Here is a 25,093-nt window from a genome sequence, read left to right as displayed (position 1 = left end):
ACCGGGACGGCCGGCGCGCCTTGCCGGTGGAGCGGGACCGTTCAGGCGTCCCAGTCCACCGTCACCACGATCTTGCCGCGGGTCCGCCCCTCCTGGTTGAGCCGGTAGGCGTCGGCGGCCTGTTCCAGCGGGAACACCCGGTCCACGTGGACGGTGACGATGCCCCGCTCGGCCAGTTCCGCGACCTGGGCCAGGTCGTTCGCGTCGGGGCGCACGAAGGCGTAGCGGCCGCCGTAGGAGAAGACCTCGCTGTCCGCGATGGAGGCGAGCCGGCCGCCCGGGGCGAGGGTGTCGGCGGAGGCGCGCAGCGCGTCGCCGCCCACCGTGTCGAAGGAGGCGTCGAAGCCGTCCGGGACCAGTTCGCGCAGCCGGTCGACGAGGCCCTCGCCGTACTCCACGGGCTCCGCGCCGAGGCTGCGCAGGTGCTCGTGGTTGCGGGGGCTCGCGGTGCCGATCACCCGGCAGCCGGTGTGCCGGGCGATCTGGACGGCGAGCGATCCGACGCCGCCGGCCGCCGCGTGGACCAGGACGGTGTCGCCTTCGCGGACCTTCAGGGTGCGGTGCAGCACCTGGTACGCGGTCAGCCCGGCCAGCGGCAGTCCCGCGGCCTCCTCGAAGCTCAGGCTCAGGGGCTTGCGGGCGAGGGTGCGCACGGGGGCGGCGACGTACTCGGCGAACGTACCGCGCGAGAGGAAGTCCTCGCGTACGTAGCCGATGACCTCGTCGCCGACCGCGAACTCGTCGACGGCGACGCCCGGTTGCACGACGACCCCGGAGACGTCCCAGCCGGGGATCACCGGGAAGACGGCTTCGAGGCCCCCTTGGAGGTAGCCCTCGCGGGCCTTCCAGTCGACCGGGTTGACGGCGGCGGCCCGCACCTTCACCAGGACCGAGTCAGGGCCGACCTTGGGGTCGGGCCGCTCGCCGTACTCCATGACGTCGGCGGAGCCGTACGCGCTGTAGCTGATCGCCTTCATCCCTCGACCTTCCGTGCAGGTCAGGGTCGCCGCAACTCAGGGCCGCATCTCCGTGAGCGGCGGCAGCAGGTTCTTCCACCAGCGCCAGTGCCTCGGCGTCGTCGCCGCAGAGCGGGACGGTCGTCGGGGTGCGGCCTTCGGGCCTGGGTGCGGCCCAGAGGTGGGCCGGAAAGGCGGGCCGGTGGTTACCGTGCGGTGCCCGCCGGTCCGGCGGGAAGAGGTGCGGGAAGAGGTGGGGACGGGGACATGGAGCGGGTGCTCGCGGACTGCCGGGCCAGGCTCGGCTTCGATCTGCTGGCCAACACCTGGAACGCCGTGGTGATCTGCGCGCCGGCGCCGGAACCGCGCCGCTTCCGGGACCTGCGGGCCGGGATCGGCTCCATCAGCGCCAAGGTGCTGACCGAGACGCTGCGCAGGCTGGAGGCGTACGCGCTGGTCGAGCGCCGGGCGGCGGACGATTCCGGCACGCACGTCGCCTACGCGCTCACGCCGCTCGGCCGCACGCTGCTGGAGCCGATCGAGGCGCTGGGCCGTTGGTCGGCGCAGCACGGCGAGGCGTTCGCCGCCGCGCAGAAGTGGGACGAGGAGGAGCCGGCCTAGACGGTGTCACCCGTTGCCGGCGCCCTCACCAGCGCGGGATCGCCGGTGTCGTCCACTGCGGGTCGGCGGCGCGCATCGCCGCCGCGTCGTCGCGCTCGCGGTAGGTCCCGTCGTCCTCCAGCCAGCGCCGGTGCAGGGCGGCCAGCCGGTCGCGGTCCAGTTCGACGCCGAGGCCGGGGGCGTCGGAGACGGTCAGCCGGCCGTCGGTGAAGGTGTGGCGCTCGGTGATGACGTCCTCGGTCTGCCAGGGGTAGTGGCTGTCGCAGGCGTACGCGAGGTCGGGCACCGTGGCGGCGACGTGGGTCATCGCGGCGAGGCTGATGCCGAGGTGGGTGTTGGAGTGCATGGAGAGTCCGACGCCGAACGTGCGGCAGATGCCCGCCAGTTCCCGGGTGCGGTGCAGTCCGCCCCAGTAGTGGTGGTCGCTCAGGACGATCTGGACGGCGTCGCGGGCGAAGGCGTCGGGGAGCTCGGCGAGGGTGGTGACGCACATGTTGGTGGCGAGCGGGACGTCGGTGGAGGCGGCGACGGCGGCCATGCCGTCGGTGCCGCTGGTGGGGTCCTCCAGGTATTCGAGGACGTCCTTCAGTTGGCCGGCGACGTACAGCGAGGTGGGCACCGACCAGGCGCCGTTGGGGTCCAGGCGCAGCGGGCGGCCCGGGAACGCCTCGGCGAGGGCGCGGATCGCGGCGATCTCCCGGTCGGGCTCGAAGACACCGCCCTTGAGCTTGAAGGAGCCGAAGCCGTAGGTGTCGGCGAAGCGCCGGGCCTGGGCGACGACGCCGGCCGGGTCGAGCGCCGCACCCCAGTCGTCGGCCTCGCCGGGAACCGGGTGGGCGGCCCAGCGGTAGAAGAGGTACGCGCTGTACTCGACGGAGTCGCGGACCTTGCCGCCGAGCAGCGCGTGCACCGGAAGGCCCCGCGCCTTGCCCAGGGCGTCCAGGCAGGCGACCTCGAAGGCGGAGACGACCGAGAGCCGGATCTTCTCGGCGTTCCTGACTCCGCGCAGTCCCCCGGCGTCGACCCGGTCGTCGGCCGCGTGCGATGTGCCGCACACCTCCTCGGCCAGGGCGAACAGCCCGTTCAGATCGGTGACCGCCCGGCCGGGGAGCGCCTCGGCGAGGGAACGGGCGGGCTCCAGGTAGGCGCCGTCGCCGTACGTCTCCCCCACGCCGGTCGTTCCGCCCCGGGTGACGACCTCCACGATCAGGCGCGGGGTGTACGGCTGGTGGACGCCCTGGGTGTTCAGCAGGGGCGGGTCGGCCACGAGGATCGGGGTGAGCCGGACGTCTTCGATCACCAGATCATCTGTATGCATACATGAACTCTATTCAAGGATGGATATCACCACCAGGGTCGCGACGGACTTCCCGGCCGCCGGTTCCGGGGAGACACTGGACGACATACCGACTGGTCGGCATCATGGTTCCCGATCGTTCTGTCCCCCCGGAGGTGCGCACCATGAGCCCAGTCCCCCCACCAGGTCTCGACCCGGAGCTGCTGCGTGGCCATCTCGACCGCGAGCGGCCGGGGCTGGTGAGCGGACCCCTCGAAGCGCGGCTGATCGAGGGCGGCCGCTCGAACCTGACGTACGTCGTCGGCGACGGGACGGGACAGTGGGTGGTGCGCAGACCTCCGCTCGGCCATGTGCTGGCCACCGCGCACGACATGGCGCGCGAGCACCGCGTGATCAGCGGCCTGCACCCCACCCCCGTCCCCGTGCCGGAGCCGCTGCTGCTCTGCGAGGACGACACGGTGATCGGCTCGCCGTTCTATGTCATGGAGTACGTCGAGGGCACCCCGTACCGCACCGCCGAGCAGCTCGCCCCGCTGGGCCCCGAGCGCACCCGGGCGGCGGTCCTCGGGCTCGTCGACACCCTCGTCGACCTGCACGCCGTGGATCCCGAGGCGGTGGGACTCGGGGACTTCGGACGCCCTGACGGCTTCCTGGACCGGCAGCTGCGGCGCTGGGGCAAGCAGCTGGACGCCTCCCGCAACCGCGACCTGGCGGGCATCGACGAGCTGCACGCCTCCCTCGGCCGCGAGCTGCCCGCCTCCCCCGCGCCCACCGTCGTCCACGGCGACTACCGCCTGGACAACGTGCTGCTCGGCGACGACGACCGGATCAAGGCCGTCCTGGACTGGGAGATGTCCACGCTCGGCGATCCGCTGACCGACCTCGGGCTGCTCGTGATGTACAGCTCCGACCTCGGCCTGCCGAAGTCGCCGGTCTCCACCACCAGCGGCGCGCCCGGGCACCCGTCCCCCGCCGAGCTGATCGAGCGCTACGCGGCCCGTTCGGGCCGGGACGCCTCCGCCATCTCCTGGTACACCGCGTTCGCGTGGTTCAAGCTCGCCGTGATCCTGGAGGGCATCCACTACCGCTACACGCTCGGCCAGACCGTCGGCGCGGGCTTCGACCGGATCGGCGATCTCGTCCCGGTCTTCATCGAGCACGGCCTCACCACCCTCCAGGAAGGCTGAACCCCCATGGACTTCGCATTCGACGCCCGTACCGAGGAGCTGCGGAGCAGGCTGCTCGCGTTCATGGACGAGCACGTGTATCCGGCCGAGGAGGTCGCCGAGGAGCAGCGGGCGCGGCTCGCCTCGCCGTGGGACACCCCGGCGGTGGTGGATGAGCTGAAGGCCGAGGCGCGGCGGCAGGGGCTGTGGAACCTCTTCCTGCCCGACGCGGAGTACGGGGCCGGGCTGACGAACCTCCAGTACGCCCCGCTCGCGGAGATCACCGGACGCTCCCCGCATCTCGCGCCGACCGCGCTGAACTGCGCGGCCCCGGACACCGGGAACATGGAGGTGCTGTTCCAGTTCGCCACCGACGGGCAGAAGAAGCAGTGGCTGGAGCCGCTGCTCGCCGGGGAGATCCGCTCGGCGTTCGCGATGACGGAGCCGGACGTGGCGTCCTCGGACGCGACGAACATCGAGACCAGGATCGTCCGCGACGGCGATGACTATGTCATCAACGGGCGCAAGTGGTACATCTCCGGGGCGATGAACCCCGACTGCGCGGTCTTCATCGTGATGGGCAAGACCGATCCGGATGGCGAGGACATCCGCCGCCAGCAGTCGATGATCCTGGTCCCCCGCGACACCCCGGGCCTCGAAGTGCGGCGCGCCATGCAGGTGTACGGGTACGAGGACCACGCGCACGGCGGTCACGCCGAGGTGGTCTTCCACGACGTCCGGGTGCCCGCGGCGAACCTGATCGGCGAGGAGGGCGGCGGTTTCGCCATCGCGCAGGCGCGGCTGGGTCCGGGCCGGATCCACCACTGCATGCGGCTGATCGGGATGGCGGAGCGGGCCATCGAGCTGATGTGCCGGCGTGCGGTGGCCCGTACGGCGTTCGGCAAGCCACTCGCCCAGCAGGGCGTCGTGCAGAACTGGATCGCGGACGCCCGGGTCACGGTGGAGCAGTTGCGGCTGCTGGTGCTGAAGACGGCCTGGCTGATGGACACCGTGGGCAACAAGGGCGCGCACACCGAGATCCAGGCCATCAAGATCGCCACCCCGCGCGCGGTGGTGGACATCCTGGACTCCGCGGTGCAGCTGTACGGCGCGGGCGGGGTGAGCCAGGACTTCCCGCTGGCGGAGCTGTGGGCCTCGGCGCGGACGCTGCGGCTGGCGGACGGTCCGGACGAGGTGCACCAGCGGTCGCTGGCCCGGCGGGAGATCAAGCGGTACGTCTGACGGACGGCGTGTGGCCCCCGCGAGAACGGGGGCCACACGCGTACGCGTACGAACAGGACTCAGAAGGTGAGCTTCCAGCTGTCGATGTAGCCGGTGTCCTGACGGGCGATGTCCTGGACCCGGAGCTTCCAGGTGCCGTTGGCCACCTCACTGGAGGCGTTGACCGTGTACGTCGTGATGACGTTGTCGGCCGAGTCGCCGCTGCTGGAGTTCTTCAGCCGGTACGCGCTGCCGTCCGGCGCCAGCAGATCGACGACCAGGTCGCCGCGCCAGGTGTGCTTGATGTCGACGCCCACCTGAAGGGCGGCCGGGGCGTTGCCCGTCCGTCCGGTGACCGCGATCGACGAGGTCACCGGGGCTCCCGCGTCCGGGATGGCGACATCGTCGGCGTTGCTGAACACGCCCTCTCCGGTGGGCGGTTCGCCGCTGTCGGAGGACAGGGTCCAGATCGCGTGGGCGGCGGCGTCGCTGTTGCGGTCCAGGGCGGTGTCGTTGATGTTGCTCAGGTTGTCGCAGGACGAGTGGTAGCAGCGGTCGAAGGCCTGACCGGCCGTCCCGCCCCACTTCTGCGCCTGGGCGGCGGACTTGGTGTAGCCCGCGCCGGTGAAGAGCCCGCCGACGGGGACGCCGACGTTCTTGAACGGGGCGTGGTCGGAGCGGCCGTCGCCCTCGGTCTCGATCTCGGTGGGGATGTTCAGGCCCGCGAAGTAGTCCTTGAAGGTCTTCTCGATGACCGGGTCGTCGTCGTAGACGAAGTAGCCGGCGTTGGGCGAGCCGATCATGTCGAAGTTGAGATAGCCGGAGAGCTTCGAACGCTCGGCGGCCGGCAGGTTGTTGACGTAGTGCTTCGAGCCGATCAGGCCCAGCTCCTCCGCGCCCCACCAGGCGAACCGCAGGTGCTTGTCGGGCTGGTACCCGGCGCGGGAGACGGCGAGGGCGGTCTCCAGCACGGCGGCCGAGCCGGAGCCGTTGTCGTTGATCCCGGCGCCGGAGGAGACCGAGTCGAGGTGGGCCCCGGCCATCAGGACCTTGTTCGCGTCGCCGCCGGGCCAGTCGGCTATCAGGTTGTAGCCGGTGGCGCCGTTGGAGGTGAACTGCTGGAGCGTGGTGGTGAATCCGGCCGCGTCGAGCTCGGCCTTCACATGGTCGACGGACGCCTTGTAGCCGGGGCGGCCGTGGGCGCGGTTGCCGCCGTTGTTCGCGGCGATCGTCGAGAGCTGCGTGAGGTGGGCCTTGACGTTGGCCAGGGAGATGTCGGGCGCCGCCGCGGCGGCCGCCTCGGGGGTCGGCGCACCGGCGGCCTGAGCGCTGGGCGCGGCGGTCGCGAGGAGGGCCCCGAGGGCTACGGCGGCGACGGCCGCCGGGGATCTGCGCAGGGTGAAACGGTTCGGTCTCATTCACGGGCTCCGGATTCCGTTGGGGACTGACGGAACGTGCGGGGGGTACCCGGCCGCGCGGTGCCCGGCCGGGTCCTGGAGCTGGCTGTGCGCGATGCGAGACCGATGCTCAAGGAAGTGACCGTGCTCCGTCAAGAGCGGAAACCGGACAGAACCGTTCTATTAACGAACAGCTCCGTGCCCGTGAACCCTGGCGCCTCATCGGGAGGCAGGACATACGTCATACATCCAGACTCGCCCCGACCGGCGGAGCGGGCCAGTGGATCGCTCCGGCTCCGCCCCGCCCGTACCTCCGCGCCTACGGGCGCAGGGCCCGCAGCAGCAGGTCCGCGAGGTGGTCGGCGACCTCCTGGCGGCTGAGCGGGCCGTCCGGGCGGTACCAGGTGGAGAGGTGGTGGACCGAGCCGAAGTGGTAGTCGACGACCAGGTCGGCGGGGGTGGCGGTGGAGAACACGCCGCCGCGCTGGCCCTCCTCGATCAGGGCCCGGAAGCGCTCGTGGTAGCGGCGGCGCTCGACCCGCACCTGCTTGTTCTTCTCAGGGCTCAGGTGATGCATGGAGCGGAAGAAGATCGCCGCGTCGTCCAGGTTGTCGATGGTCGTGACGACGACGTCGGCCGCCGCGTCGCGCAGCCGCTGCTCGATGGGCGCCTCGGCGTCCGCGAAGGCGTCCAGGCGCTCCTGCTGGAGCCGCAGCACCCGGGCGTACACCTCCTGGAGCAGGTCCTCCTTGGAGCCGAAGTAGTGGTAGAGCGCCCCCTTGGTGACGCCCGCCGCCTCGACGATCTCCTGGACCGAGGTGCGGTCGTACCCGCGCTCGGCGAAGAGCCGGGTGGCGGCGGCCAGCAGCCTCTGGGGGACGGGCGTGCTGTTCTGATCCGTCGCCTTGGCCATGAGCCGCCACCTTCCTTTCGTACCGTTCGTGCGCTGTTTCGACGCCGTTCTAACGGGGGGAACGCAGTTCCCGCCTGAGGATCTTCCCACTCGCCGTCTTCGGCAGCTCGGTCAGGATCTCCACCTCGCGCGGATACTTGTACGCGGCGAGCCGTTCCTTGCAGTAAGCGCCCAGCTCGCCGGGCTCCACCGAGGCCCCCGGACGCAGGCTCACGTACGCCCGGACGCTCTCCCCCCGGTACGCGTCGGGCACGCCCACGACGGCCGCCTCGCGCACCGCCGGGTGGGTGTAGAGGACATCCTCCACCTCGCGGGGCCACACCTTGAACCCGGAGGCGTTGATCATGTCCTTCTTGCGGTCGACGACGTACAGCCAGCCCGCCGCGTCCATGAACCCGATGTCGCCGGTGCGCAGCTCGCCGTCCGGGAAAGCGGCGGCCGTGGCCTCGGGGAGGTTCCAGTAACCGGAGACGACCTGGGGGCCGCGCACCGCGATCTCGCCCTGCTCCCCGAAGGGCACCTCGCGCCCCTCCTCGTCGAGGATCCGCACGACGGTGTCGGGCCCGGGGACGCCGACGGAGAGGGTGCCCGAGACCGGGTCGACGGGGGCCTCGTGCTCGGGCGGGACCGAGGCGCAGGGGGCGGTGCACTCGGTGAGTCCGTAGCCGTTGCGGATGTACGGGCCGAAGCCCGCGCGGAACTTCTCCACCAGCGCGGGCGGCAGGGGCGCGCCGCCGGAGGAGATCACCCGGAACGAGGCGAAGTGGTCCGGGGTGACGTCCGGGTGCGCGGCCAGGGCCATGAACGCGGTGGAGGGGCCCACGGTGTAGGCGGGGCGGTGGGCGGCGAAGGCCTCCAGGACGACGCCCGCATCGAAGCGGTAGGCCAGGACGAGGGTGCCCGCGTTGGTGACGCAGGCGGCGAACTGGCAGACCATGCCGGTGATGTGGAAGAGCGGGGCGAGCGCGAAGTAGGCGGAGCCCTCGGCGATCGGATGGCCGGTGCGCTGGCGTTCGGCGTTGACCATGATGTTGCCGTGGGCGTTCATCGCGCCCTTGGGGGTGCCGCTGGTGCCGGAGGTGTAGCTGATCAGCGCCGTGTCGGCGGCCGTGAGCTCCCGGTCGGCCGGGGCGGGGTTCCCGGCGCGGGCGGCGGTCAGCAGGTCGTCCGCGAGGTCGTCGGGGCCGGGGGCGGGGAGCCGTTCGAAGCCGAGGACCCGGGGGTCGTTCACGCCCTGGAGGTCCAGCTCGCAGGCGGTGAGCACGATGGTGAGGTCCGGGGCGGCCGCGGCGGTGTCCCGCAGATACGCCTCCCACGCCCGGTCCGCGCAGATCAGCGCGGTGACCTGGGCGTCCTTGAGTACGTGGCCGACCTCGCCGGACTTGTACATCGGGTTGAGCGGGACGACGGTGGCCCCCGCCTTCCACGCGCCGAGGAGCGCGAGGACGAAGTGCGGGCTGTTCTGGAGCATGATCGCGACCCGGTCGCCCCGGCGCAGCCCCCGGGCGGCGAGGTGCCCGGCCACCGAGTCGGAGAGCTCGTCGGTCTCGCGGTAGCTCAGGCGGCCGTCGAAGTAGGCCAGGGCCGGGCGGTCCGGGGCCCGGTCCACGGCTGCCCGCCAGGCGTGCAGCACGGTCGCGGGCGGGGTGACGGGGGCCCGCTGGGCGTCACTGAGGAGGGCGAGCCACGGCTGGGCCGCGTAGAGGGAGCCGGTGGAGGCCGCGTCGTTCATGGAACCGGTGGAGGCCGCGTCGTTCGTCGAGCCGGTGGCGGCCGGGGTGGCAGGGGCCGAGGGTCCGGGGTTCAGGTCGCTCATGCGCCGCTCGCCTCCCACTTCTGCTGGAGGCGGTTCATATTGCCCATCCACCGGTCGGGATCGGCGGCGCGGGCCTGGTAGTAGCCGGCCACCTCGGGATGCGGCAGGACCAGGAAGCGGTCGTCCTCCATCGCCTCGAACAGCGCGTCGGCGACGGCGTCCGGCTCGATGGCGCCCGGGGCGAGGACCAGCTCACCGGCCGAACCCGCGGCGGTGAGCATGTCGGTGCGTACGCCCTGCGGGCAGATCGCGTGGACCTTCACGCCCCGGTGGCGGTAGGTGAGCGAGAGCCACTCGGCGAAGGCGACCGCCCCGTGCTTGGTGACGCTGTACGGGGCCGCGCCGATCATCGTCAGCAGCCCGGCGGCGGAGGCGGTGGTGACGAAACGGCCGCTGCCGCGCTCCAGCCACTCCGGAAGCAGTGCCTTGGCCGCGCGGACGTGGGCCATCACATTGACGTCCCAGGCGGCGGCCCAGACCTCCTCGTCGGCGAACACGTCGCCGGGCGAGGCCAGGCCCGCGTTGGCGCAGTACACGTCGACCGTGCCGTCCAGCGCCTCCCGGGCCGCGTCCACGATGCCCGAGGCGTCCCCGGCGACGGCGAAGCCGCCGATCTCCTTCGCGAGCGGCTCGATCCGGGCGAGGTCGAGGTCGTTGACGACGACCCGCGCTCCCCCGGCGGCGAACCTGCGGGCCAGAGCGGCTCCGATGCCCCCTCCGGCCCCTGTGACCACCACTCCGGCGCCCTGCACCGTACCCATCGCCATCCCGCCTTTCCTCTCCGGTCCCGTCCGGTCCCACCCGGCTGCACCGGCAGACTAACCGGTCGGTATGTGATCGGGGAAGGGTCGGGAACGGGCCGGACGGGGCCCTCGCGGATCGCCGGGACCGGCTGGGGGAATCGGCGCGGCCCAGGTCGTTCCGTGCGGCCCCGGCCCGCGCTAGCGTGCGTGGCCATGACAGTCGGCGCGATCATGGAGGTAGCAGAATGAGCCTGTCCCGACGTGGTGTGCTGGCCGCGGGAGGCGCTCTGGGAGCGCTCGCGGCGACGGCGGCCGGCACCGGTCCCGCCGCCGCCTCGACCGCCCCCGGACGCGGCTCCGGGCCCGGGCGCGGCCGGGTGCGTACCGGCTTCGACCGGCTGGCGGCCGACGGCTACCGGCTGCTGCGGGGCCAGAAGGTCGGCATCGTCACCAATCCGACCGGCGTCACCGCCGACGTCCGGCACATCGTCGATGTGATGCACCCGGACGCGCGGGTGAACCTGACCGCCGTGTTCGGCCCCGAGCACGGCTTCCGGGGCACCGCGCAGGCGGGCGGCTCCGAGGGGCGCTACGACGACCCGGCGACCGGGCTGCCGGTCTACGACACGTACCTCAAGAGCGGGCAGGACCTCGCGGACATCTTCACCGCCTCGGGCGTGGACACCGTCGTCTTCGACATCCAGGACGCGGGGGCCCGCTTCTACACGTACATCTGGACGCTGTACGACTGCATGGAGGCGGCCGCGCTCGCGGGCAAGCGCCTCGTCGTGCTGGACCGGCCGAACCCGGTGACCGGGCGGGCGGCGCTGGGGCCGGTGCTGGACCCGGCGTTCGCCACGTTCGTCGGCCGCCGGGAGATCGCGCAGGCGCACGGGATGACGGTGGCGGAGCTGGCCCTGTTCTTCAACGCCGAGTTCCTGCACGAGAATCCGGTGCGGCTGGACGTGGTGACGATGTCGGGGTGGCGACGCTCGGACTTCTTCGACGACACCGGGCTGCCGTGGGTGCCGCCGAGCCCGAACATGCCGACGCCCGAGACGGCTCTCGTCTACTCCGGCACCTGCCTCTTCGAGGGCACGAACCTCTCCGAGGGCCGGGGCACCACGCGCCCGTTCGAACTGCTCGGCGCGGAGGGCATCGACCACCGCTGGGCGGCCGCCGCGAACGCGCTGGAGCTGCCGGGGGTGGCCTTCCGCGAGGCGTACTTCGCCCCGGTGTTCTCCAAGTTCGAGGGGAAGACGGTGGGCGGGGTGCAGATCCACGTCCAGGACCGGGAGGTCTTCGACCCGGTCCGCACCGGGATCGCCCTGCTGGTGACGGCGAAGCAGACGTGGAGCGGCTTCGCCTGGCGGCCGGACAACTGGATCGACAAGCTCACCGGGAACACCCGGGTCCGCACGATGATCGACGCGGGCGCGGACACCGACGAGGTCGTACGGGCGTGGCAGCGGGACCTGTCGGCGTTCCGGGCGAAGCGGCGGAGGTATCTGCGGTACGAGGGATAGCGCCTCGGGTCAGGCTGCCGTGAGGTCCAGGTCGCCGAGGTATTCGCCGTCGTCGGTGAGGCCCCGCTTGCGGTAGCCGAGCCGGAGATAGAACTCCTCGGGGCCGCCCTCGCCGGGCTTCCAGGTCACGGTCCCGACCGTCCCGCCGCGCCGGCGGATCTCCTCGTTGACCGCTCCGACGGCGAACCGCCCGTAGCCCCGGCCCTGCTCACCGGCGGCGATGGCGAGCCGCCAGAGTCCGGAGCGGGGCGGGGCGTCCGGCACCGCTGCGTCGAAGTCGAACGGCAGGTCGAAGTACGCCATCACGAAGCCGACGGCGCGCCCACCGTCACAGATCAGCCGGGGCCAGGCGAGGTCGGGATGCACATAGGCCTCGGCCAGGGACTGCGCGACCGGGGCGACGAACCTGCGCTGCTCGGGTGCGACTTCCAGCCGACAGGCGTCGAGCACATTGTCGGCGGTGATCTTTTCCAGGCGCGGGCGAGCTGCTGTCATGGGGGAACCCAACCGCACGGGACCGTGCCGCCGCCATCGGTTTTCGCCACCCGTGCGAGGACCGCACGCCCTCGCACCACCCGCCCGTGCGCCGTTCCGCTTCCGCCCGTGACACCCGGTCCCACATGGGGCGTCTCGGCCAATGGACGGATTTCATCTTTCGATGGAGCCGAAACGGGCAGGCGTACGTCCATTCCTTGACGTCCAAGGACGAGCGACGGAGGTGGCGGTGTCATGGCCGGTTTCCGGAGTCTTGCGAGACAGGTCCGCGATCCGCTGGGTGATCTGGCCCTGCGGCGGTACTCACTGCGCAAGTGTTTGGAGAGGTTCGCCCCGTACGGACACCGGGCGACCTGGGACCATCTGTGCGCCCGGCACGGGATCGATCCCGAGGACCGGGCGCCCGATCCGGTGCGCCTGTTGGGCGCGCTGGACGAGCTGGAGGAGGCGCGGGCCGTCTGGCTCGCGTACGAGGCGGGGTTCGCCGAGCGGCGGCGGCGCGAGAAGCACGCGGGACTGCGGCGGCCCGGTGCGTTCGACGACTGGCACCGCCGGACCTGGGGCGGCCATGGGGTGGCCCGCTGCTCCGACCCGGGCGTCCATCCGACCGAGCCGCTCGCCGAGGTCCTGCGCCGGCTGATCGCGGCGCTCGGCTCCGGCCCCGGCTCCGCCTGCCCGGTCTGCGCGGGCACCGGCATCGAGTGGCGGCAGGAACGGGGCGACGAGCCGTGGGCGGGCCCGGTGTGCACGGGCTGCGGGATCGTGGTGCCGCAGCCGGCCCTCACCGACCGCACGCTGGCCAGGGCCCGGCTGCCACGGCACCGCCGGAGGCCGGCCGCGCAGGCGGCGTGAGGCCCCGGGCCCCGCGCGGGGGACTACGCGCACCCCGATGGCTCTATGCAGTCCGGTGACTGCTCGCGCTCGTCCGATGACCGCTTGCGCCCCGGCGACCGCTTGCGCTCGGGCGGCTGCTTGCGCTCCGGCGACTGCTTGCGCTCGGGCATCAGACGGGAACCGGTGATGCGCTCGCCGTTGATGTCGTCGGGGTTGGACAGCACGCAGGTCTCCAGTGACAGACAGCCGCATCCGATGCAGTCGGTCAGATGGTCGCGCAAGCGCTGCAACTGCCCGATGCGCTCGTCCAGTTCCTTGCGCCAGACCTCGGAGAGGCGGGCCCAGTCCTCGCGGTTGGGCGTGCGCTCCTCGGGCAGTTCGGCGAGCGCGTCCCGGATCGTGGCCAGCGGGATGCCGACGCGCTGGGCCGCCCGGACGAAGGCGACCCGGCGCAGCGCGTCCCGCGAGTAGCGGCGCTGATTGCCGCTGGTGCGGGTGGAGCTGATCAAGCCCTTGGACTCGTAGAAGTGCAGGGCCGAGACGGCGGCGCCGCTGCGCGCCGAGAGCTGGCCGACCGAGAGTTCGTGGAGTGTCTTCGGGATCTGTGGCACCCCTCAAACCTACTGCCATGTCGTTGACAGGAACGCGCCGCACAACGATGCTGAGCAAGCGCTTAGACATCGCGCCGGATGGTGCGTCGAGCCGGAAGGCAGGGACCGGGAACATGGCAGAGCCGAGGATCTTCACGTCCGCGCAGGAGCTGCGGGACGGGGTGGGCGAGCAGCTGGGACACAGCGACTGGCTGGAGATCGAGCAGAAGAGGATCGACCTGTTCGCCGATGCGACCGGCGACCACCAGTGGATCCACGTGGACCCGGAGCGGGCGAAGGACGGGCCGTTCGGCACGACCATCGCGCACGGCTATCTGACGCTCTCGCTGCTCCCCGCGCTGGTGCCGCAGGTGATGCGGGTCGAGGGCATGAAGATGGGCATCAACTACGGGACCAACAAGGTCCGCTTCCCCTCGACCGTCCCGGTCGGCTCACGGCTGCGGGCCACGGCGGTGCTTCGCAGCGTCGATGAGGTGGGCGGCGGCGTGCAGGTCACGGCGGTCGTCACGGTCGAGCGCGAGGGCAGCGAGAAGCCTGCGTGCGTGGCCGAGTCGGTGTCGCGCTACTACTTCTGACCCGCGCCGTACTTCTGACCCACGCAGTACTTCCGGCCCGCGCCGCGGAAGGTCCGGAGGCGCTCACACGCTCAGCGCCTCCCGGACCGTCTTCTCGGCACCCGTACCTCCCTCGCCCGACGATGTGACCCGGCCCGCCTCCAGGACGTAGTAGCGCTCCGCCGCCCGCATGGCGAAGCCGACGTGCTGTTCGACGAGGAGGACGCTGAGGCCGCCGCGCGCGGCCAGGGAGAGGATCGTGGCCTCGATCTCGGCGACGACGGAGGGCTGGATGCCCTCGGTCGGTTCGTCGAGGAGCAGGAGCCGGGGGCGGGTGACGAGGGCGCGGGCGATGGCGAGCTGCTGGCGTTGGCCGCCCGAGAGGAGGCCGGCGCGGCGGTGGGCGAGTTCGCGAAGGACCGGGAAGAGGTCGAGGGCCTCGGCGATGGCCTCACGGCCGCCTCCGCGCGGCGAGCCGTCGGCGACGAGCCGGAGGTTCTCGGCGGTGGTCAGGTGGGGGAAGGACTGCTGGCCCTGGGGGACGTACGCCATGCCGCGGGCCACGCGCTGATGCGGGGCCAGGCGGGTGATGTCCTCGCCGTCGAGGAGAACGGTCCCGTGCGATGGCCTGATGAGGCCCATGGCGGTGCGCAGGAGGGTGCTTTTCCCGGCGCCGTTGTGGCCGAGGACGGCGGCGACGCTGTCGTCCGGCACGGCCACGGTCACGTCGTGCAGAACGGTGGTGCGGTCGTAGCCGGCGCGGACTTCGTGGATCTCCAGCACGGCGGTCACACCTCTTCGCGGACGGGGACGGGGGCGGGAAGGGCAGCCGACGGCTCGGGTTCGGAGGCGCGGCCGAGGTAGACCTCCTGGACCTTGGGGTCGGCCTGGACCTGGGCGACCGTGCCCTCGCTGAGCACCTTGCCCGCGTGCAGGACGCTGACGCTGCGGGCGAAGGAGCGCATGAAGTCCATGTCGTGCTCGATGACGACGACGGTGCGGTCCTCGCTGATCCGCTGGAGCAGCTCCCCGGCGGACTCGCGCTCGTCGTGGCTCATCCCGGCGACGGGCTCGTCGAGCAGCAGCAGCTTCACGTCCTGGACGAGCAGCATGCCGATCTCCAGGCTCTGCTTCTGGCCGTGGGCCAGCACCCCGGCCGGGCGGTGGCGGAGCGCGGTCAGCCCGGTGATCTCCAGCGCCTTCCCCACTGAATCAGGGACGTGCTTACGCCGCCGGAGCAGGGTCAGCGCGCTGCGGCCGGCCCCGGCAGCGATGTCGAGGTTCTGCTCGACGGTCAGCTGCTCGAAGACCGTCGCTGTCTGGAAGGTGCGGCCGATGCCCCGGCGGGCGATGCGGTGCACGGGCTCGCCGATGATCTCCGCACCGCCGAAGCGGATCGATCCGCTCGCCCGGACCAGGCCGGTGACGGCGTCGACCAGCGTCGTCTTGCCCGCGCCGTTCGGTCCGATCAGGAAGCGCAGGTCTCCCGGGTGGATGTCCAGGTCGACGCCGTCGACGGCGGTGACGCCCCCGTCGAACGTCACCCGCAGGTCGCGGACGGTCAGTCCCTCGCCGCTCATGTGGTCACTCCCTTCGTCGTCCTGACTCCATCCACGTTCCGCCGCCTGCGCAGCACCGTCCGCAGCGAGGCCAGCCCGCCGGGCAGGAAGCCGACCGCGACGACGAACAGCAGGCCCTGGAGATACGTCCACCCGGCCGGCCACGCGTCCGAGAGCGTGCTCTGTGCCCAGGCCACCGCGACCGCCCCGAGCACCGCACCCACCAGGGACGCCCGCCCGCCGACGGCCGCGCCGATGACGAAGCCGATGGAGGGCACGACCCCGATCAGCGCCGGGGAGATGATTCCCACCGCCGGCACGAACAGCGCACCGGCCAGACCCGCCATGCCGGCCGCGACCACGTACGCCACCAGCTTGACGTTGGCCGGGTTGTAGCCGAGGAAGCGCACCCGTTCCTCGGAGTCCCGTACCGCGATGAGGAGTTCGCCGTAACGGCTGACGAACAGCTGCCGGGCGAGGGCCATGAGGAGCAGCAGGGCGATCGCGATGATGACGTACACCATCCGCTGGTTGACCGGGTCGTTCAGGTCGTAGCCGAAGAAGCCCTGGAAGTCTGTGAGGCCGTTGGTGCCGCCCGTGGTGGCCTGCTGGCCGACCAGCCAGATCGCCAGCGCGGCCGCCAGCGCCTGGCTGAGGATCGCGAAGTACGCGCCCTTCACCCGGCGGCGGAAGACGAGCACGCCGAGCAGGGCCGCGACGGCCATCGGCAGCAGCACCGTCATGGCGAGCGCGAACGCCGGGTTCGCGAACGGCTGCCACCACCAGGGCAGCCCGCCCTCGGTCCCGTACAGCTGCATGAAGTCCGGCAGCGGCTGCCCCGTCGCCGCCGCGTCGGCGAGCTTGAGGTGCATCGCCATGGCGTAACCGCCGAGGCCGAAGAAGACCCCTTGCCCGAGCACCAGCAGCCCGCCCCGGCCCCAGGCGAGGCTCACGCCGACCGCGACGATCCCGTAGCAGAGGTATTTGGCCAGCAGCCCGAGCCGGAAGTCCGACAGGGCCAGGGGGGCGACGCCCACCAGCAGCACCGCGCCGAGCAGGAACGCGGCGGGTATCCGGAAACGGCTCAGGAAGGGTGTCTCCGGCGGCCCGGCCGGGAGCTCGGTGGTGGCCGGGGCGGCCGTCGGAGGTGTGCTCGTCGTCGTCATACCAGGCTCCTGGTGCGCACGGTGTACAGGCCCTGCGGTCGCCACTGCAGGAAGGCGACGATCCCCACGAGGACCACCACCTTCGCCACGCTCACGGTCGTCGAGTATTCGAGGACCGACTGCAGCAGGCCGAGCACGAACGCGGTGATGACCGCGCCCCTGAGCCGTCCGATGCCGCCGACGACCACGACCAGGAAGGCGTCCACGATGTAGTTGGTCCCCGTCGTCGGGCCGATCGGGCCGATCAGCGTCAGCGCGACCCCCGCCATCCCCGCCAGACCGGAGCCGATGAAGAACGTCGTCCGGTCCACCCGCCCCGTCGCGATGCCGGACACCTCCGCGAGGTCCCGGTTCTGCACCACCGCCCGGATCCGGCGGCCCAGCGATGTGGCCCGCAGGATCGCCGCCAGGCCGCACACGCACAGCAGCGCGAACCCGAGGATGAACAGCCGGCTGTTGGCCAGGGTCACGCCCGCGACCGACACGCTCCCCGTCAGCAGGTCCGGCGCGGTCGTCTGGACGTTCGGCGCGCCGAAGACGTCCCGCGCCAGTTGCTGGAGCATCAGCGAGACACCCCAGGTCACCAACAGCGTGTCCAGCGGGCGCGTGTACAGCCGCCGGATGAGCAGCCACTCCAGGAGCGCGCCCATCGACCCGGCCACGAGGAACGCGACCGGCAGGGCGAGGAGGAGCGATACGCCGGCGTCGCCGATCGGCTTCTGCAGCACGTACGTCGTGTAGGCGCCGGCCATGATGAACTCGCCGTGGGCCATGTTGATGACGCCCATCTGACCGAAGGTGAGGGTCAGGCCGAGGGCGATGAGGAGGAGGACGGCGCCGATACTGACGCCGGTGAAGGACTGGTTGAGGATGACCGTCACAGGTCCGCCGCCCAGTCGTAGCCCTTCAGGTACGGGTCCGGCTTGATGGGCCCGCCCGAGTTCCAGACCTCCTCGATGAGCCCGCTCGCGCTGACCTTGCCGATGCGGGCGGTCTTGTGGACGTGCTGCGTCGCACCGTCGACCGTCACCTTGCCCTCCGGCGCGTCGAACTCGATCCCGTCGGAGGCCGCCTTCACCTTCTCGACGTCGAAGGACCCCGCCTTCTCGACCATCGCCTTCCACAGGTGGACGGAGATGTACGCCGCCTCCATCGGGTCGCTGGTGGGCTTGTCCTTGCCGTACGCCGCCTGATACGCGGCGACGAACTTCTCGTTCGCCGCACCGGGCGTGGTCTGGTAGTAGTTCCAGGCCGTCAACTGCCCTTCCAGGTACTGCGTTCCGATGCTCTTGACCTCCTCCTCCGCGATGGAGACGGAGAGCACCGGCAGGCTCTTCGCGGTCAGCCCCGCGGACTTGTACTCCTTGAAGAAGGCCACGTTGCTGTCGCCGTTCAGGGTGTTGAAGACCGCGTCGGCCCCCGCGCCCTTGACCTTGTTGACGATGGTGGCGAACTCCGTGGAGCCCAGCGGCGCGTAGTCCTCGCCGAGCACCTCCATGCCGTTCGCCTTCGCGTACGTCTTGATGATCTTGTTGGCGGTGCGCGGGAAGACATAGTCGCTGCCGACGAGGTAGAGCTTGGTGAGGCCCTGCTTCTTGAGGTAGTCGAGCGCGGGCACGATCTGCTGGTTGGTGGTGGCGCCCGAGTAGAAGATGTACGGGGACTGCTCCAGGCCTTCGTACTGCACGGGGTAGAACAGCAGCGACTTGTTCCGCTCGAAGACCGGCTTCACCGCCTTGCGGCTGGCCGACGTCCAGCAGCCGAAGGTCGCGACGACCTTGGAGTCCGTGATGAGCGCCTGCGCCTTCTCGGCGAAGGTCGGCCAGTCGGACGCCCCGTCCTGGCTGACCGGTTCGAGCTTCTTGCCGAGGACGCCGCCGGCGGCGTTGATCTCCTTGACCGCGAGCAGCAGCGCGTTGTGGACGGTCACCTCGCTGATCGCCATCGTGCCGGAGAGCGAGTTCAGCAGGCCGACCTTGACGGTGTCGCCGGAGGTGTCGGCCTTGGCCCCGGCGGCCTTCGACGTGTCGCTGCCGGTCTTCGCGCCGCAGGCGCTGAGCGCGGCGCCGGCGCCGAGAGCGGACATACCGGCCAGAAGACCGCGCCTGGTGATGAGCCCGGACATGGCACTACCTCCTTGCCCCGAAGGGCGGTGCGAGCGGATTCCTCCGAGCGAGGGGAGGACGGGGAGGGAAAAGGGAGGGGAGGGGAAAGGGAGGGCCCAGCCGTTCCGGGGTGGCCTCCGGGCTGGTCTCTGAAGTGGTCCACAGCCTGCGGCGGAACTGTTTCGGATGCGTTGCGGCGCAGTTGAAGAACAGTTTCCGGCGGAAGTAATCGCGTTTCGCACTCATGTGAGTCGGCGTCAACCGGCCCAGTGGTGAACGCATTCGCGATGCGGGAATTCATTACTTCCACCGGAAAGGATCAGAATCGGCATACGACCTGCCGGGAGCGCGGTGATCGGTTGTAGGCTCCGACGCACCCCCGCCGCGGGGGCCGTGCCGACGTGAGCCCCGAGGAGTGCGATGGCGAGGCAGCCCCAGGACCTGCTCCACCTGCTGACCCGGGCCGAGCGCCTCGCGGCGCGTCGTATCCAGTCCGTGCTCGACGCGTTCAGCTGCTCGGTCGACGCATGGCGGGTCCTCGACCTGCTCTCGGGCGACGAGGGCAGGAACATGACGGCCCTCGCCGAGGACGCCGCCCTGCCCGCGCCGACCCTCACCAAGATCGTGGACCAACTCGTCGACCAGAACCTGGTGTTCCGCCGCGTCGACCCCGCCGACCGCCGCCGGGTCCTCGCCCAGCTCACCCCCCGGGGCCTGCGGCGGCGCCGGGAGGTCTCCCGCGCGGTACGGGCGGAGTGGGGACCGTCGGTCCCCGGGCTCACGGAGGACGAGGAGGATCAGCTGCTGCCGCTGCTCGGCCGGCTGTCCGGCGCGCTGGCGAGCGGCGGCGGCAGGGAAGGGGCTACAACAACCGCTGGGGAGCATCCAGTTGGGCGAGGACGGTGAAGTCCAGACCGTCGGCCTCCGCCAGATAGATGCGCTGGCGCACATGCCGCCCGTCCAGGCCGAGCAGGCCGCGCGGGCCCTCGTACCGGACGTGCTCGGCGGCCGCGCCGATGGCGGACACGTCCAGGGTGCGGGCCCGCTCGATGAGTGCCGCGAGCAGCAGCACGCCTTCGTAGCAGGACTCGCCGAGGCTGCCGGGGACCGGTGCGTCCGCGCCGAAGCGGGCCGCGTATCGCCCGTGGAAATCCATGCTGTGCCCGTCCGCGAGCGAGGCGAAGAACCCGGCCGTGCTGTAGAGGTCGACGGTCGCCCCGGGGCCGCTGCCGAGGAGCATGCTCTCGTCCATCAGCGTGCTCAGCCGCAGAGAGCGGGCGTCTAGCCCGGCCGCCGCGAACGCCCGGTTGAACCGGACCGCGTCGCTGCCCACGAGCAGCACCAGCACGGCGTCGGCGTCCGTCCGCTCGATGCGGCGCAGGACATCGGCGAAGTCGTCCGTCCCCAGCGGCAGATACGCCTCCCCGCAGACCCGCCCCCGGGACTCCCGTGCGTACCGGTGGGCCGCCCGGGCGGTGCGGCGCGGCCAGATGTAGTCGTTGCCGACGACGAACCAGCGGCGCACGTCCCGGATCCGCGCGAGCATCCGCATCGCCGGGAGCAGTTGCCCCGCGGGGGTCTCGCTGGTCATGAAGACGCCCTCGGTCCGCTCACCGCCCTCGTACAGCGCCGTGTACACATACGGCACCCGGTGCGCCACCCGAGGGGCCACCGCCTGCCGCACCGAGCTGATGTGCCATCCGGTGACCCCCTGCACCGCCCCGGCCGCCACCAGCGCCTCGACCTCCGCGGCCACCCTCGACGGCTCGGCCCCGCCGTCCACCTCGATGAGCCGCAGCTCCCGCCCGAGAACTCCGCCCGCCGCGTTGACCTCCTCCACGGCCAGCCGCGCACACGCTTCGCACCCCGGCCCGAAGATCCCCGCCGGCCCCTGCATCGGATACACCAGCGCCACATTCAGCACCGACGCGTCCACCGTGAACCACTCGGGGGGACGGAGGTGGCTCGGAGGCGGCGACATGCGCCCATGATCGCCCCACCGTGCGGCTGGGCCAAGACATCCCTCAGGGCCGGGGCGGGGCTCCGACCATCCGCAGGACGAGGTCGGCGTACAGTTCGCCGACCTCGTCGGGCGTGCGGCTGCCCTGGGCGTTGAACCAGCGGGCCACGTCGATGCAGAGGGACAGCACGGCGAGCGTGGTGCCGGGGATGTCGGGGACGTCGAACTCGCCGTCCCGCACCCCTTCGCTGATGATCCGGCGCACCACCGCGTCGCTCCTGCGCCGCAGGGCGACGATCTCGGTGCGGTGCTCCTCGCCGAGTGCGTCGAGCTCGTACTGCACGACCCGGGCGGTGGTGTGCCGCTCCGCGTGCCAGCGGACGAAGGAGCGGACGGCCCCGGCGAGCCGTTCGGCTGCCGTGCCGTCCCGGTCCGCCTCGGCGTCGAGGACGTACAGCGCCCGCTCGTGGCCGATCTTGCTGATCCGGTGGAGCAGCTCTTCCTTGGTCTTGTAGTGGATGTAGAGCGCGGCCGGGCTCATCCCGGCCCGGCCGGCGATGTCACGCGTGGTGGTCGCGTGGTACCCGCGCTCGGCGAAGGCGTCCACGGCGGCGACGAGGAGCCGCCTGGCCGCCTCGGGAGTGACCTCGCCCCACGGCGTGTCCTCGTCGCTCGTCTCCTCCGCCGTACACATCGCCCAGGCCCCTCTCGGTCAGCAGGACGAACACCATACCCCGAACCTGAGCAAGCGCTTAGGGGAGTCTTATGGGGCGGTGCGGGTTCAGAGCTTCTGGAAGGGGTCGTGCTCGGCGAGGATCTTCTCCAGCCGGGCCTGGTCGACCCGGCTGACGATCTGCCCGGCCTCCTGGCGGTCCCGGATCACCTTGGCCAGCGTGAAGCAGGACGTGACGAGGTAGAGCACGCCGATGGCGAGGAAGCCGCGCACCCAGGCGTCGGCGTCGAGGAAGAAGATACCGAAGGCGACCGCGGCGATCGCCACCATGAAGGAGGCGACGGCCTGCATGTAGAAGGCCGCGGTGCTCTGCTGCTTGACCGATGTCGTGTCACTCATGGGTTCAGCATCCGCCGACGTGGCGCAGGCCACATCCGTGCCCGTACTCAGGCCCGTACTCAGACACCCGTACGAAGTCGAGTGCGCCGATCGAAGCCCCGGGCGCCGGTCAGAACGCGGAGACGCCCGTCAGCGCGCGGCCGATGATCAGCTTCTGGATCTGGCTGGTGCCCTCGTAGAGCGTCATCACGCGGGCGTCCCGCAGCAGCTTGCCGACCGGGTACTCGTCGATGTAGCCGTAGCCGCCGAAGACCTGGAGGGCGTTGTTGGCGCAGCGGACGGCGGCCTCGGAGGCGTACAGCTTGGCCGTGGAGGCGGCGGTGGCGAACTCCTGGCCCCGGTCGATCAGATCGGCGACCCGCCAGGTGAGCAGCCGGGCGGCGTCCACGTCCACGGCGATGTCGCTGAGCAGTTCCTGGACGAGCTGGTGGCGGGCGATGGGCTTTCCGAACTGCTCGCGCTCACCGGCGTAGCGCACGGCCGCGTCCAGGGCGGCCTGCGCGATGCCGACGCAGCCCGCCGCGACCGACATGCGCCCCTTGGCGAGGGCGGACATGGCGATGGAGAAGCCCTTGCCCTCGGGGCCGAGCAGGGCGGACGCCGGTATGCGGACGTCCTGGAGGACCAGTTCGGCGGTGGCCTGGCCGCGCAGGCCGAGCTTGCCGTGGATGGTGCGGCGGGTGAGGCCGGGGGTGTCGGTGGGGACGAGGAAGGCGGAGACGCCCCGGTGGCCGGGGGTGTCGTTCGTACGCGCGAAGAGCAGGACGACATCGGCCCAGGTGCCGTTGGTGATGAACATCTTGGTGCCGTTGACGACGTAGTCACCGCCGTCACGGACGGCCCTGGTGGCGAGGTTCCCGGCGTCCGAGCCGGTGCCGGGCTCGGTGAGGCCGAAGCAGCCGATCGCCTCGCCGGAGGTGAGCCGGGGCAGCCAGGACCGCTTCTGCTCCTCGTCGCCCCAGGAGGCGATGGTCTTGGCGACCAGGCCGAGCGATACGGAGACGATGCCGCGCACGGAGGAGTCGCCGCGCCCCAGCTCCTCGGTGACCAGGCAGTAGGAGAGGTGGTCACCGCCGGAGCCGCCGTACTCCTCGGGGACGGTGAGACCGAGGAAGCCGAGGGCGCCGAGCTTGCCGACGATCGACCTGTCGACATTCTCGGCGCGGTCCCACGCGACGACATGGGGAGCGACCTCGCGGGCGACGAAGTCCTCGGCCAGCTTCCGGACGGCTTCCTGCTCCTCGCTGAGCGTCAGGTCCATCGTGCGCCACCCACTGCCTCTCCTGAGCGCCGCTCGGGCGCACTTTAATTAGCACTGCTAGTTTCTGGTTCGCAGGCCCTACTATGAGCCGCATGGCCCGACCGCGCAAGCCCCTCCTCAGCAGAGACCGCATCGTCGAGGCGGCGAGCGCGCTCGTGGACTCCGAGGGGCTCGACGCCGTCTCCACACGCCGTCTGGCGGCCGTGCTGGGGGTCAGCGGGCCCTCGCTCTACAACCACTTCCGCAACAAGGAAGAAATCCTGGACGCCGTCGCCGACGCGGTCTCCGTACAGGTCGATCTGTCGATGTTCGAGGAGTCGGACCCGCGCGACTGGCGCGAGGCGCTGCACGACTGGGCGCTGTCGTACCGGGCCGCTCTCGCCGCGCACCCGCACATCGTCCCCGTGCTGGCCCGGGGGCCCGGCCGGCGGCCGGCGGGGCTGCGGGTGGCCGACGCGGTGTTCGGGGCGATGACCGGCGCGGGCTGGCCGCCCGCCCAGGCCACCCGGATCGGGGCGCTGATGCGCTACTTCATCACCGGTTCGGCGCTGGGGTCGTTCGCCGGGGGTTTCGTCGACGACGAGACCGCCTACGACCCCGCCGACTACCCGCACCTCGGCCAGGCCCACCTGCTGGCCGACCACCGCAGCCAGGTCGACGAAGGGGCCTTCGAGACCGGGCTGCGGGCGCTGCTGGACGGGCTGGCGCTCCAGTACGAGGAGTACGCGCGGCCGGTGGGCGAGGGTGCGGCGACGGTTCGGCGGGCGCCGAACCGTTCCTGACGCACCCTGGACGTATGGACCGTTCCCCGCGACAGCGCCCCCGGCCGCACGACGCGGCGGGCGCGCGGCTCGCCGCACTGGCCGCCCTCCTCGCGGACGAGACCCGCGCCTCCTTCTGCCTGGCCCTGCTCGACGGGCGGGCCTGGACCGCCGGTGAGCTGGCCCGGTACGCCTCCGTCGCCCCGTCCACCGCCAGCGAGCACCTGGGGCGGCTGGTCGCGGGCGGACTGCTGGCCGAGGAGCGGCAGGGGCGGCACCGGTACGTCCGGCTGGCCGACGAGCGGGTCGCGCACCTGGTGGAGGAGCTGGCCTCGCACGCGGTGCCCGACGCCCCGGAGCGGCCGCGTTCGCTGCGGGCGGCGAGCGTCAGCAGTGCGCTGGCCCGGGGCCGTACCTGTTACGACCATCTCGCCGGCCGGCTCGGCATCCGGATCACGGAGGCGATGACCGCCCGGGGGCTGCTGCGGCAGGACACCGGGGTCGCGCTGACGGATGCGGGCCTGGAGTGGTTCGGCGCGCTGGGCATCACCCTGGACCGGTCCGGACGACGCCCCCTGGCCCGGGTCTGCCTTGACTGGACGGAGCGGCGGCCGCATCTCGCGGGGGCGGCGGGGGCTGCGCTGTGCGCGCATGCGCTGGCGGCGGGGTGGTGCGAGCGGGTGGGGTCGGGGCGGGCGGTGCGGGTGACTCCGGCGGGGGTGGGGGCGCTGTCGGACCGACTGGGCCTTGCCCCGGCGTCGCTGGCCGCCGCCGACACCTGACCAGCCTGTCCGGCCCGCCCTCTCAGCCCGTCCGGCGCGCTTGCGGACGGAACCCGTGCCAACCCAGCCCGTCCGGCGTTTGAGGACGGAACCGTGGCGGTGGTTCGGGGCGACCCCTCCGTGTCCGGGAAAGCACGGGTGCCGCCCGCCCGAGCACCGGTTCCGTCCTCAATCGCCGGACGGGCTGAGGTGGCGCACGGTTCCGTCCTCAAGCGCCGGACGGGCTTGAAGGGGTGGCCGGGCTCCGGCCCGAGACGACCGACGGGCTGAGGGTGGC

General features: G+C 71.7%; 26 protein-coding genes. 9 read left to right on the top strand and 17 right to left on the bottom strand.

From position 1 onward, the window contains the following. Positions 1 to 41 precede the first annotated feature (41 nt). Positions 42 to 977 (bottom strand): NADP-dependent oxidoreductase, encoded by a 936-nt coding sequence (locus ACIQPT_RS22465; protein ID WP_401157772.1) that lies wholly within the window; start codon positions 975 to 977, stop codon positions 42 to 44. Between the two features lie 246 nt (positions 978 to 1,223). On the opposite strand from ACIQPT_RS22465, the gene ACIQPT_RS22460 reads away from it, so the two are divergent. Next, positions 1,224 to 1,577: a winged helix-turn-helix transcriptional regulator gene (locus ACIQPT_RS22460; protein WP_401157770.1), complete on the top strand. Its 354-nt coding sequence runs from the start codon at positions 1,224 to 1,226 to the stop codon at positions 1,575 to 1,577. Positions 1,578 to 1,602: 25 nt separating this feature from the next. Here the strand turns inward: ACIQPT_RS22460 and ACIQPT_RS22455 are convergent, their stop codons facing one another. Next, on the bottom strand, positions 1,603 to 2,895 hold the full coding sequence (locus tag ACIQPT_RS22455; protein WP_401157768.1) for a glucarate dehydratase family protein: 1,293 nt from the start codon (positions 2,893 to 2,895) through the stop codon (positions 1,603 to 1,605). A gap of 143 nt (positions 2,896 to 3,038) precedes the next feature. Between ACIQPT_RS22455 and ACIQPT_RS22450 the strand changes: the two genes are divergently transcribed. Both ACIQPT_RS22450 and ACIQPT_RS22445 read left to right on the top strand, forming a co-directional pair. After that, a complete protein-coding gene (locus ACIQPT_RS22450; protein ID WP_401157766.1) occupies positions 3,039 to 4,061 on the top strand; it encodes a phosphotransferase family protein in 1,023 nt (340 codons plus the stop codon). A 6-nt stretch (positions 4,062 to 4,067) separates the two neighbouring features. Next, the gene (locus ACIQPT_RS22445; protein ID WP_401157765.1) at positions 4,068 to 5,282 is read left to right on the top strand and encodes an acyl-CoA dehydrogenase family protein; all 1,215 of its coding nucleotides are present in this window, start codon (positions 4,068 to 4,070) and stop codon (positions 5,280 to 5,282) included. A 59-nt stretch (positions 5,283 to 5,341) separates the two neighbouring features. Here the strand turns inward: ACIQPT_RS22445 and ACIQPT_RS22440 are convergent, their stop codons facing one another. The 4 genes from ACIQPT_RS22440 to ACIQPT_RS22425 all read right to left on the bottom strand — a co-directional run bounded on the left by ACIQPT_RS22440 (position 5,342) and on the right by ACIQPT_RS22425 (position 10,154). Next, positions 5,342 to 6,679, bottom strand: a complete 1,338-nt coding sequence (locus ACIQPT_RS22440) for a M28 family metallopeptidase (RefSeq protein WP_401157763.1) — start codon at positions 6,677 to 6,679, stop codon at positions 5,342 to 5,344. 298 nt (positions 6,680 to 6,977) lie between these two features. Beyond that, positions 6,978 to 7,571, bottom strand: a complete 594-nt coding sequence (locus ACIQPT_RS22435) for a TetR/AcrR family transcriptional regulator (RefSeq protein ID WP_401157762.1) — start codon at positions 7,569 to 7,571, stop codon at positions 6,978 to 6,980. A 49-nt stretch (positions 7,572 to 7,620) separates the two neighbouring features. Then, positions 7,621 to 9,387, bottom strand: a complete 1,767-nt coding sequence (locus ACIQPT_RS22430; protein ID WP_401157760.1) for a class I adenylate-forming enzyme family protein — start codon at positions 9,385 to 9,387, stop codon at positions 7,621 to 7,623. Beyond that, positions 9,384 to 10,154, bottom strand: coding sequence for an SDR family oxidoreductase (locus ACIQPT_RS22425; RefSeq protein ID WP_401157758.1), 771 nt, complete (start codon positions 10,152 to 10,154; stop codon positions 9,384 to 9,386). Before ACIQPT_RS22425 ends, ACIQPT_RS22430 begins: the two co-directional genes overlap by 4 nt. A 221-nt stretch (positions 10,155 to 10,375) precedes the next feature. Between ACIQPT_RS22425 and ACIQPT_RS22420 the strand changes: the two genes are divergently transcribed. Continuing rightward, positions 10,376 to 11,656, top strand: a complete 1,281-nt coding sequence (locus tag ACIQPT_RS22420) for an exo-beta-N-acetylmuramidase NamZ domain-containing protein (protein WP_401157756.1) — start codon at positions 10,376 to 10,378, stop codon at positions 11,654 to 11,656. A gap of 9 nt (positions 11,657 to 11,665) precedes the next feature. On the opposite strand, the gene ACIQPT_RS22415 is transcribed toward ACIQPT_RS22420, so the two are convergent. Further along, positions 11,666 to 12,151 carry a GNAT family N-acetyltransferase gene (locus tag ACIQPT_RS22415; protein ID WP_401157754.1) on the bottom strand — a complete coding sequence of 162 codons (486 nt, stop codon included), beginning with the start codon at positions 12,149 to 12,151 and terminating at the stop codon, positions 11,666 to 11,668. Between the two features lie 234 nt (positions 12,152 to 12,385). Between ACIQPT_RS22415 and ACIQPT_RS22410 the strand changes: the two genes are divergently transcribed. Then, on the top strand, positions 12,386 to 13,003 hold the full coding sequence (locus ACIQPT_RS22410) for a hypothetical protein (RefSeq protein WP_401157752.1): 618 nt from the start codon (positions 12,386 to 12,388) through the stop codon (positions 13,001 to 13,003). A gap of 23 nt (positions 13,004 to 13,026) precedes the next feature. On the opposite strand, the gene soxR is transcribed toward ACIQPT_RS22410, so the two are convergent. Next, positions 13,027 to 13,596, bottom strand: coding sequence for a redox-sensitive transcriptional activator SoxR (gene soxR, locus ACIQPT_RS22405; protein WP_401157751.1), 570 nt, complete (start codon positions 13,594 to 13,596; stop codon positions 13,027 to 13,029). A 113-nt stretch (positions 13,597 to 13,709) separates the two neighbouring features. On the opposite strand from soxR, the gene ACIQPT_RS22400 reads away from it, so the two are divergent. Beyond that, positions 13,710 to 14,171 (top strand): MaoC family dehydratase, encoded by a 462-nt coding sequence (locus tag ACIQPT_RS22400; RefSeq protein ID WP_401157749.1) that lies wholly within the window; start codon positions 13,710 to 13,712, stop codon positions 14,169 to 14,171. Between the two features lie 63 nt (positions 14,172 to 14,234). On the opposite strand, the gene urtE is transcribed toward ACIQPT_RS22400, so the two are convergent. The 5 genes from urtE to urtA are packed head-to-tail and all read right to left on the bottom strand — an operon-like array spanning position 14,235 to position 19,000. Continuing rightward, on the bottom strand, positions 14,235 to 14,933 hold the full coding sequence (gene urtE / locus ACIQPT_RS22395; RefSeq protein ID WP_401157747.1) for an urea ABC transporter ATP-binding subunit UrtE: 699 nt from the start codon (positions 14,931 to 14,933) through the stop codon (positions 14,235 to 14,237). Between the two features lie 5 nt (positions 14,934 to 14,938). Continuing rightward, positions 14,939 to 15,730 (bottom strand): urea ABC transporter ATP-binding protein UrtD, encoded by a 792-nt coding sequence (gene urtD, locus ACIQPT_RS22390; protein ID WP_401157745.1) that lies wholly within the window; start codon positions 15,728 to 15,730, stop codon positions 14,939 to 14,941. Continuing rightward, on the bottom strand, positions 15,727 to 16,875 hold the full coding sequence (gene urtC / locus ACIQPT_RS22385; protein WP_401157743.1) for an urea ABC transporter permease subunit UrtC: 1,149 nt from the start codon (positions 16,873 to 16,875) through the stop codon (positions 15,727 to 15,729). The genes urtD and urtC overlap by 4 nt, the downstream gene beginning before the upstream one ends. After that, positions 16,872 to 17,756, bottom strand: coding sequence for an urea ABC transporter permease subunit UrtB (gene urtB, locus ACIQPT_RS22380; RefSeq protein ID WP_401157741.1), 885 nt, complete (start codon positions 17,754 to 17,756; stop codon positions 16,872 to 16,874). The genes urtC and urtB overlap by 4 nt, the downstream gene beginning before the upstream one ends. After that, positions 17,753 to 19,000: an urea ABC transporter substrate-binding protein gene (urtA, locus tag ACIQPT_RS22375; RefSeq protein ID WP_401157739.1), complete on the bottom strand. Its 1,248-nt coding sequence runs from the start codon at positions 18,998 to 19,000 to the stop codon at positions 17,753 to 17,755. Before urtA ends, urtB begins: the two co-directional genes overlap by 4 nt. A 400-nt stretch (positions 19,001 to 19,400) precedes the next feature. Here urtA and ACIQPT_RS22370 point away from each other — a divergent pair, with 400 nt between their 5' ends. Next, positions 19,401 to 19,886, top strand: coding sequence for a MarR family winged helix-turn-helix transcriptional regulator (locus ACIQPT_RS22370; protein ID WP_401157737.1), 486 nt, complete (start codon positions 19,401 to 19,403; stop codon positions 19,884 to 19,886). On the opposite strand, the gene ACIQPT_RS22365 is transcribed toward ACIQPT_RS22370, so the two are convergent. The 4 genes from ACIQPT_RS22365 to ACIQPT_RS22350 all read right to left on the bottom strand — a co-directional run bounded on the left by ACIQPT_RS22365 (position 19,843) and on the right by ACIQPT_RS22350 (position 23,273). Continuing rightward, positions 19,843 to 20,961: a substrate-binding domain-containing protein gene (locus tag ACIQPT_RS22365; protein ID WP_401157736.1), complete on the bottom strand. Its 1,119-nt coding sequence runs from the start codon at positions 20,959 to 20,961 to the stop codon at positions 19,843 to 19,845. The genes ACIQPT_RS22370 and ACIQPT_RS22365 overlap by 44 nt on opposite strands. 43 nt (positions 20,962 to 21,004) lie before the next feature. Continuing rightward, positions 21,005 to 21,634 (bottom strand): TetR/AcrR family transcriptional regulator, encoded by a 630-nt coding sequence (locus tag ACIQPT_RS22360; RefSeq protein WP_401157735.1) that lies wholly within the window; start codon positions 21,632 to 21,634, stop codon positions 21,005 to 21,007. 87 nt (positions 21,635 to 21,721) lie between these two features. Next, entirely contained in the window at positions 21,722 to 22,012 is a 291-nt protein-coding gene (locus ACIQPT_RS22355) for a YiaA/YiaB family inner membrane protein (protein WP_050359534.1), read from the bottom strand. Between the two features lie 109 nt (positions 22,013 to 22,121). Further along, positions 22,122 to 23,273: an acyl-CoA dehydrogenase family protein gene (locus ACIQPT_RS22350; RefSeq protein WP_401157733.1), complete on the bottom strand. Its 1,152-nt coding sequence runs from the start codon at positions 23,271 to 23,273 to the stop codon at positions 22,122 to 22,124. 92 nt (positions 23,274 to 23,365) lie between these two features. On the opposite strand from ACIQPT_RS22350, the gene ACIQPT_RS22345 reads away from it, so the two are divergent. Both ACIQPT_RS22345 and ACIQPT_RS22340 read left to right on the top strand, forming a co-directional pair. Beyond that, the gene (locus tag ACIQPT_RS22345; protein WP_401157731.1) at positions 23,366 to 24,055 is read left to right on the top strand and encodes a TetR/AcrR family transcriptional regulator; all 690 of its coding nucleotides are present in this window, start codon (positions 23,366 to 23,368) and stop codon (positions 24,053 to 24,055) included. A 14-nt stretch (positions 24,056 to 24,069) separates the two neighbouring features. Continuing rightward, entirely contained in the window at positions 24,070 to 24,816 is a 747-nt protein-coding gene (locus tag ACIQPT_RS22340) for an ArsR/SmtB family transcription factor (protein ID WP_401157729.1), read from the top strand. Positions 24,817 to 25,093 lie beyond the last annotated feature (277 nt).

It is taken from the genome of Streptomyces sp. NPDC091289, from assembly GCF_044757365.1.
GTDB lineage: Bacteria > Actinomycetota > Actinomycetes > Streptomycetales > Streptomycetaceae > Streptomyces.
This window is presented reverse-complemented; position numbering and strand designations above follow the sequence as displayed.

What these genes read in the sequence shown, in the direction of transcription:
- ACIQPT_RS22465 (WP_401157772.1), bottom strand. Translation starts at nt 977, where the DNA reads ATGAAGGCGATCAGCTACAGCGCGTACGGCTCCGCCGACGTCATGGAG.
- ACIQPT_RS22460 (WP_401157770.1), top strand. Translation starts at nt 1,224, where the DNA reads ATGGAGCGGGTGCTCGCGGACTGCCGGGCCAGGCTCGGCTTCGATCTG.
- ACIQPT_RS22455 (WP_401157768.1), bottom strand. Translation starts at nt 2,895, where the DNA reads ATGCATACAGATGATCTGGTGATCGAAGACGTCCGGCTCACCCCGATC.
- ACIQPT_RS22450 (WP_401157766.1), top strand. Translation starts at nt 3,039, where the DNA reads ATGAGCCCAGTCCCCCCACCAGGTCTCGACCCGGAGCTGCTGCGTGGC.
- ACIQPT_RS22445 (WP_401157765.1), top strand. Translation starts at nt 4,068, where the DNA reads ATGGACTTCGCATTCGACGCCCGTACCGAGGAGCTGCGGAGCAGGCTG.
- ACIQPT_RS22440 (WP_401157763.1), bottom strand. Translation starts at nt 6,679, where the DNA reads ATGAGACCGAACCGTTTCACCCTGCGCAGATCCCCGGCGGCCGTCGCC.
- ACIQPT_RS22435 (WP_401157762.1), bottom strand. Translation starts at nt 7,571, where the DNA reads ATGGCCAAGGCGACGGATCAGAACAGCACGCCCGTCCCCCAGAGGCTG.
- ACIQPT_RS22430 (WP_401157760.1), bottom strand. Translation starts at nt 9,387, where the DNA reads ATGAGCGACCTGAACCCCGGACCCTCGGCCCCTGCCACCCCGGCCGCC.
- ACIQPT_RS22425 (WP_401157758.1), bottom strand. Translation starts at nt 10,154, where the DNA reads ATGGCGATGGGTACGGTGCAGGGCGCCGGAGTGGTGGTCACAGGGGCC.
- ACIQPT_RS22420 (WP_401157756.1), top strand. Translation starts at nt 10,376, where the DNA reads ATGAGCCTGTCCCGACGTGGTGTGCTGGCCGCGGGAGGCGCTCTGGGA.
- ACIQPT_RS22415 (WP_401157754.1), bottom strand. Translation starts at nt 12,151, where the DNA reads ATGACAGCAGCTCGCCCGCGCCTGGAAAAGATCACCGCCGACAATGTG.
- ACIQPT_RS22410 (WP_401157752.1), top strand. Translation starts at nt 12,386, where the DNA reads ATGGCCGGTTTCCGGAGTCTTGCGAGACAGGTCCGCGATCCGCTGGGT.
- ACIQPT_RS22400 (WP_401157749.1), top strand. Translation starts at nt 13,710, where the DNA reads ATGGCAGAGCCGAGGATCTTCACGTCCGCGCAGGAGCTGCGGGACGGG.
- urtD (WP_401157745.1), bottom strand. Translation starts at nt 15,730, where the DNA reads ATGAGCGGCGAGGGACTGACCGTCCGCGACCTGCGGGTGACGTTCGAC.
- urtC (WP_401157743.1), bottom strand. Translation starts at nt 16,875, where the DNA reads ATGACGACGACGAGCACACCTCCGACGGCCGCCCCGGCCACCACCGAG.
- urtA (WP_401157739.1), bottom strand. Translation starts at nt 19,000, where the DNA reads ATGTCCGGGCTCATCACCAGGCGCGGTCTTCTGGCCGGTATGTCCGCT.
- ACIQPT_RS22370 (WP_401157737.1), top strand. Translation starts at nt 19,401, where the DNA reads ATGGCGAGGCAGCCCCAGGACCTGCTCCACCTGCTGACCCGGGCCGAG.
- ACIQPT_RS22365 (WP_401157736.1), bottom strand. Translation starts at nt 20,961, where the DNA reads ATGTCGCCGCCTCCGAGCCACCTCCGTCCCCCCGAGTGGTTCACGGTG.
- ACIQPT_RS22360 (WP_401157735.1), bottom strand. Translation starts at nt 21,634, where the DNA reads ATGTGTACGGCGGAGGAGACGAGCGACGAGGACACGCCGTGGGGCGAG.
- ACIQPT_RS22355 (WP_050359534.1), bottom strand. Translation starts at nt 22,012, where the DNA reads ATGAGTGACACGACATCGGTCAAGCAGCAGAGCACCGCGGCCTTCTAC.
- ACIQPT_RS22350 (WP_401157733.1), bottom strand. Translation starts at nt 23,273, where the DNA reads ATGGACCTGACGCTCAGCGAGGAGCAGGAAGCCGTCCGGAAGCTGGCC.
- ACIQPT_RS22345 (WP_401157731.1), top strand. Translation starts at nt 23,366, where the DNA reads ATGGCCCGACCGCGCAAGCCCCTCCTCAGCAGAGACCGCATCGTCGAG.
- ACIQPT_RS22340 (WP_401157729.1), top strand. Translation starts at nt 24,070, where the DNA reads ATGGACCGTTCCCCGCGACAGCGCCCCCGGCCGCACGACGCGGCGGGC.